Source organism: Streptomyces sp. NPDC051684 (assembly GCF_044453445.1).
GTDB lineage: Bacteria > Actinomycetota > Actinomycetes > Streptomycetales > Streptomycetaceae > Streptomyces.
The window spans coordinates 364,081-370,388 of the sequence record NZ_JBITCS010000004.1 but is presented as its reverse complement, the minus strand read 5'-3'; the positions used below and the strand labels follow the sequence as shown (position 1 = coordinate 370,388).

6 protein-coding genes are annotated in these 6,308 nt (G+C 71.1%); all 6 read right to left on the bottom strand.

Going from position 1 to position 6,308, the window contains the following annotated elements:
- Positions 1-162: 162 nt before the first annotated feature.
- Positions 163-1,161: an ester cyclase gene (locus ACIA8D_RS07620; RefSeq protein ID WP_399229662.1), complete on the bottom strand. Its 999-nt coding sequence runs from the start codon at positions 1,159-1,161 to the stop codon at positions 163-165.
- An 87-nt stretch (positions 1,162-1,248) separates the two neighbouring features.
- A complete protein-coding gene (locus ACIA8D_RS07615; RefSeq protein ID WP_399229660.1) occupies positions 1,249-2,616 on the bottom strand; it encodes an MFS transporter in 1,368 nt (455 codons plus the stop codon).
- A gap of 100 nt (positions 2,617-2,716) precedes the next feature.
- The gene (locus tag ACIA8D_RS07610) at positions 2,717-3,484 is read right to left on the bottom strand and encodes an HpcH/HpaI aldolase/citrate lyase family protein (protein ID WP_399229658.1); all 768 of its coding nucleotides are present in this window, start codon (positions 3,482-3,484) and stop codon (positions 2,717-2,719) included.
- Complete coding sequence (locus ACIA8D_RS07605) at positions 3,481-4,260, bottom strand: SDR family NAD(P)-dependent oxidoreductase (RefSeq protein ID WP_399229657.1); 780 nt, start codon at positions 4,258-4,260, stop codon at positions 3,481-3,483. Before ACIA8D_RS07605 ends, ACIA8D_RS07610 begins: the two co-directional genes overlap by 4 nt.
- A complete protein-coding gene (gene hisD, locus ACIA8D_RS07600; protein ID WP_399229655.1) occupies positions 4,257-5,567 on the bottom strand; it encodes a histidinol dehydrogenase in 1,311 nt (436 codons plus the stop codon). The genes ACIA8D_RS07605 and hisD overlap by 4 nt, the downstream gene beginning before the upstream one ends.
- A gap of 44 nt (positions 5,568-5,611) precedes the next feature.
- Positions 5,612-6,307, bottom strand: a complete 696-nt coding sequence (locus ACIA8D_RS07595) for an alpha/beta fold hydrolase (protein ID WP_399229653.1) — start codon at positions 6,305-6,307, stop codon at positions 5,612-5,614.
- Between the last annotated feature and the right edge of the window lies 1 nt (position 6,308).

Here is a 6,308-nt window from a genome sequence, read left to right as displayed (position 1 = left end):
ACCCACACACACAAGGTTCCCCCCCCGCGCGGTTTTGGTTTTTTGGTTTGGTGGTGGGGGGGGGGGTGGCGGGGGGCCCGGGGGGGGGGGGGGGGGGCCCCCCCCCCCCCCGCCCCCCCCCGTCTCGGCCCAGTAGGCAACCAGCGGCTACCCGGCAGTTCCCTAGTAGATGTTCGCCGCCACGTCCGCGCCGTCCTCCCGGCCCGCGTTGATCTGCGCGCGCAGGGCGATCTCGTCGTACACGCGGACCTCCTTCACGATGCGGCCGTCCTGGATCGTGAACTGCGAGACACCGAGCATCGTGACCGGCTTGCCGGTCAGCGGGCCGAAGGCCGGGATGCCGCGGTACGTGCCGTGCATCGTCCAGGTGACGGCGACGCGCAGACCCGCGTACCGCTCCGCGTGGTGCGTCTGGACGTCCAGCACGGCGAAGCGCGCGTCGGGGAACGGGCCGACCATGTCCAGCAGGTCGGCCTGGTAGCGCTCCGGGCGGATGACGGTGCGGTCCCCGATGGTGTGCAGGAAGAGGTCGCGGGCCATGTAGTCGTTGACCTTGTTCAGCTCGCGCCGGGACCAGACGCTCTCGATGAAATCGAGGACCATCTCGCACTCGGGGCGGAAGTCGTCGGGGCGCGGACCGCTGACCCCTTCCAGGAGCACGTCCTTCGGCGGCTCCTCGGTCATCGACCCGGTGTAGCCCTGGAACTGGAGGCCGCGCGCGGCCTCGTCCGGGTCGATGCCGAGCTGGAGGCAGTCCGCGAGGTCGTCGCGCACCACCCACTCCTCGACCATGCGGCCTCGCCGGTAGAGGCAGTTGGCGACCGTGCGCTTGCGCACACGCACGTTGCGGCCGTCCACGAGGTGCTCGTCGGCGGAGAAGACGAGGTGCGAGCTGAGGAACGCGTCGTCCCCGCGGGCCTCCCACACCACGTCCTCGGCCTGGCCGATGTGTCCCGGCACGGCGGCCATCCGCATCGTGCTGCCCTCGATCACGCCGTCGCGGCCGACGACCGTACCGAGGCTCGCGTGGACGATCGAGTCGGGCTCGTAGTTGTCGACGATGTGGGCGATGTCGCGCTGGACCCAGATGCGGTCGGTCACCTCGCGGATGAACTCGTCCGGGTCGTTGTAGGGCTCGTACGCGACGGGGTCAAGGGCCATGGTGCTTCTTCCGTTCCTTGCGTTGTGAATGCGTATGTAGCGTGACTGATGGGTGGGGCGTCCGGCAAGGGGTGCCGGAGCGCGGGATCAGGCCGGCTGCGGGGTGTCCTGGCGGGCGAACTTGTCCGCGCCCAGCTCGCTCCGGTACGTCTCCGTCATGAAGGTGCTGACGACGACGAGGGCCAGCACGGCGCCCGCGGCCAGGTAGGCCCACACGGCGTAGATCGTGCCGAAGGTGCTGACCAGCAGCGTCGCGACGAACGGGGTGATCCCCATGAAGATGGAGAACGAGCTGTTGTACGCGATGGCGCTGGCGCTGAACCGGGTGCGGGTGGAGAAGAGCTCGGCCGCGCAGACCGTGACGATGACGGTGAGGAAGAACTCCGGTACCAGGTAGATGAGTTGACTGACGATCGCGGCACCGAAGGTGCCGCGATCACCCACCCAGAACGCCAGCGGTACCAGCACGATGCAGGCCACGGCGCCCGAGATGAGCATCGGCTTGCGCCCGATCCGGTCCGAGAGCTTGCCGGCCAGCGGCAGCAGGGGGATGAGGACCGCGATCGAGATGGCGTTGGACGCCAGGCCCATCCAGCGTGGCAGGCCGAGGGTGTCCGTCAGGTACTGCGGATAGAACGTGACCCAGGTGTAGGACAGGATCGCGCACATGATGGAGATGCCGCAGTAGACCAGGATGGGCCGCCACTGCGACCGCAGGGCCTCGATCACCGGCGACTTGACGACATCGGTGCCGTCCTCGGTGGCCCGCACGAACTCCGGGCTCTCCGAGATGCGGCTTCGCATCCACAGGCCGACCAGGCTGAGCGGGATCGCCAGCAGGAACGGCATGCGCCAGCCCCACGAGTCCAGCGCGGGTCCCTCGAAGACCCAGCTGGTGAGCGCGGCGACACCGGCGCCGGCGAGCGTACCGACGAAGCAGCTGTTGGAGGCGTACGAGGTGTAGTACGCGCGCTTGTTGGGCTCGGCCCACTCGACGATGAAGGCGACCGCGCCGACGTACTCGCCGCCGGAGACCACTCCCTGCACCACGCGCAGCATCAGCAGCAGGATCGGCGCCAGGATGCCGACCTGGTGGTACGTGGGGAGCACGGCGACGAGGGCGGTGGCCGCGCCCATCGCCACGAGGGTCCACAGGAGTGTCTTCCTGCGGCCCACCCGGTCGCCCCAGCGGCCCAGCAGGGTCCCGCCGAGCGGGCGGACGAGGCAGGCGATCGCGATGATCGCATACGTGCCCAGCACCGCGACGGTCTTGTCGCTCTCGGGGAAGAACGCCGGGGCCATGATCGGGGCCATGTAGCCGTACAGGCCGTAGTCGAACTGCTCGACGAAGTTACCGATGCTGCCCGCGCCGATGGCTCGGCGAATCGCGCTCCGCTTCTCCGCCGCTTCGGGGGCGGACGCGGGTGGGGTGCGGGGTGGCGCTGCAGAGGACATGGCTGCTCCGATCGCGCTGCGGATGAGGGGTGCGTATGCTGAATGCATACGTATGAATCTGGGGGCTAGTGGTGAACCGTAGGGTTCGGTGGGTGGGGCGTCAAGAGGTGTGGCCGGGACGGGCCAGGGCGCTCATGGTGTCCATCAGGACGTGCGCCATGTTGAAGACGATCAGGCGGGCCCCGGACTCCTCCGCGGCCCGCGCCGACGGCAGGCCGGGCACGATCGACATCACGGTGCGTCCGTGCTTGTACGTCGCCCTGTGGGCCTGCTCGATCAGCTCGTTCACGACGGCCGGGTCCGGGAAACCGCAGTCCGCCGCCAGGTCGGCGGGACCCACCAGGACCGCGTCCACGCCCTCGGCGGCGGCGATCTCGTCGGCCGCGTCGCACGCACGCCGTGTCTCGATCATCGGGACGACCAGCGTCTCGCGGGACGCGGCCACATGTTCGGCGGCGGTGACCCTGCCGAACCGCCCCGACCTGCTGTACGTGGCGAAGCCCCGCTCGCCCCAGGGCGGATAGTGGCTCGCGGCCACGGCCCGCCGGGCGTCCTCCGCACCGTCGATGTGCGGGTGGACGAGACCGGCCGCGCCCAGGTCGAGGGCGCGCAGCGCCAGCGCGGGTTCGGCGCTGCCCACCCGTACCAGGACGTCGATGCCATGGGCCTCGGCCGCCATGATGTGCTGTTGGAGCAGTGCCGTGTCCGCGGGACCGTGCTCGCAGTCGATGAGTACGAAGTCCAGACCGGCGACGCCCGCCATCTCGACCAGTGTCTCCGCTGGCAGCCGCAGCAGCGCGCCGCGCAGCGGATCGCCGTCCGCCAGGCGCTGTTTGAGGCTGCGCCGCGGGGTGTGCGGAACGGTCATCGGGCCACCATCCCCGCCGACAGGTCGACATCGGCGCCGCACATGCCACGCATCCGCAGCATCGCGGTCACCGCCTCGCCGACCTCCTCCTCGGTCACCATCCGCCCGAGCGCGGCACGCGACACGAAGGCATTCTCGGCCTCGGCGTAAGTGCTGCCCGTGCGCTCCGCCTCCAAGCGGAAATTGCGCTCCATCCGGGGCCCCGAAACCGGCCCGGGGGACAGCGAGTTGACCGTGACACCCTGCGGGCCCACCTCGCCCGCCAGCGTGGTCGTCAGGCCGATGACCGCCATCTTCGACGCGCAGTACGGGGTGCGCCGCAGCAGCGGCCGCTTGCCCGACACCGAGGCGAGGTTGATGACATCACCGGAGCCGCGACGGGTCATCGCGGGAAGGAACGCCCGGCACATCAGGAACACGCCGCGCACGTTGATGTCGAATACCTCGTCCCAGTCCCCGGGGGAGATCTCGGTGAGCGGTGCCACCGGTCCTGCGATGCCCGCGTTGTTGACCAGGATGGATATCTCGTTGTCCGCGAGGGCCGAGGCGAGCGCCTCGACGTCCGCGGGCCGGGACACGTCGCAGACCTGGGGCACGACCTCCGGCCCGAGCTCGTCGGCGGTGCGCTTGAGGGTGTCCCCGTCGCGGCCCGTGATCACCACGCGGGCGCCGTCGGCGAGGAGAGAGCGGGTGATGGCGCGGCCCAGGCCGCTGCCGCCCCCGGTCACGAGTGCCGTCCGCCCGGTGAGGGGCGCCCTGGTGCGGTCGGTCGTCATGCGCCGGCCTCCTCGTTCCACTCCAGTGTCTTGTCGCCGTGCTTCGCGGCCCGGACGTCACCGGAGCGCGCGTGCCCCTCGAAGAGCTCGACGCGGGCGGCGCGCCCGCACACCTCCCCGAGCAGCGCCGACGAAGCGGTGTCGGTGACTTCCTGGTGGGTGACCGTCTTGAGATACTTGCCGACCCACAGCCCGCCCGTGTAGCGGGCGGCGCCGCGGGTGGGCAGGACGTGGTTGGTGCCGATGACCTTGTCGCCGTAACTGACACACGTGCCCTCGCCGAGGAACAGTGCGCCGTAGTCGCGCATCTTGTCCAGGGCCTGGCGCGGGTTCTCGGTGAGCACCTCGACGTGTTCGCTCGCGTACGAGTCGGCGATCCCGAAGGCCTCGTCGAGGGTGTCGGCCACGACGATCTCACCGTGGTCGCGCCAGGCCGGCCCGGCGAAGTCCTTCGTCGGCATGCCGGGCAGCAGTCGCTCGATGTGCCGCTCGACCTCGCGCCCCAGCTCCTCGGACGTGGTGACGAGGACGGCGGGGGAGTCCGGGCCGTGCTCGGCCTGGGACAGCAGGTCGACGGCGACCACGAAGGGGTCCGCGTGCTCGTCCGCGATCACCAGGATCTCCGTGGGCCCGGCGAACAGGTCGATGCCCACCTCGCCGAACAGCTGACGCTTGGCCTCGGCGACATACGCGTTGCCGGGCCCCGCCAGCATCGGCACGCCGCCGATCGACTCGGTCCCCACGGCCATCGCCGCGACGGCTTGGACGCCGCCGAGCAGGTAGATCTCGTCGGCGCCCGCCAGGTGCATCGCCGCGACCGTCGCGGCCGGGATCTCGCCGCGGATGGGCGGGGTGCAGGCGACGACCCGGGGCACACCGGCGACCTTGGCGGTCACGATCGTCATATGGGCCGAGGCGGTCAGCGGGTAGCGGCCGCCGGGAACGTACGCGCCGGCGGCGGACACGGGGACGTGCCGGTGACCGAGCCGGACGCCGGGCAGCGTCTCGATCTCGACGTCGAGCATCGAGTCCCGCTGGGCCTGGGCGAACGTGCGCACCTGCTCTTGCACGAACCGGATGTCGTCCAGGACCTGCTCCGGGACACCGGCGACGATGCGCTCGATCTCCTCGGGGGACAGCCGGAACGACTCCGGGCCCCAGCCGTCGAACCTCTCGGAATACTGGCGCACCGCCTCGTCGCCGCGCTCGCGGATGTCGTCGAGGATGGCGCGCACCCGGTCGGCGACGTCCGCGCGGGCGGCGGTCACCTGGGCGGCGGGGACGGGGGACTTGAGGTGTCGGGGCATGACGGCTCTCTTCGACTCTCTTCTTCGGATACGGGGTTGGGGTGTCAGGCCGCGGCGACCGCGGCGACCAGGTCCCGCAGCGCCGCGGTCACGGCGTCGGGCCGCTGCCACGGCACGAGGTGTCCGGCGTCGGGCAGTTCGCGCAGGTCGGAGTGGTGCAGGGCCGCGGCGATGGCGTGGTGGAAGGCGGGCGGGCAGAGCGTGTCCCGGCCGCCCGAGAGGACGACGGAGGGGCAGTGCACCGAGCGCAGCGCCGCGAACGCGTCCTCGCGGGTGGGCTGGGCGGCGAGCTGGGCGCGGGCGGCATCGGGGCCCACGGTATGGGCCATCCGACGGTAGCGCTCGGCGTCCGCCGTCGACCAGCGGCGGTCGGGGAACATGTCCGGCAGCGTGCGCTCGACGACTTGCGCGAACCGGCCGTCGGCGACCAGAGCATCCAACTCCCGCCAAGCGGCGTGCTGTTCGGGACGTGGCGCGGCGGCGTTCGTCGCCATCACACACAGTCCCGCCACTCGCTCAGGGGCCCGCCGCAGTGCCTCGAACCCGACGATGGCGCCCAGGCTGAGCCCGACGAGCACGAACGGCCCGTCCACCGAGGACAGCACGTCCTCCGCGAGCGCTCCGATGTCCGGCCGCCGCAGCGCGACATGGTGGACTTCGTGGCCCTCGGGGAAGGCGACGTCCGACCACAGACTCGCGTCGCAGAGCATGCCGGGGACCACGACCAGGGGCAGCGGCACG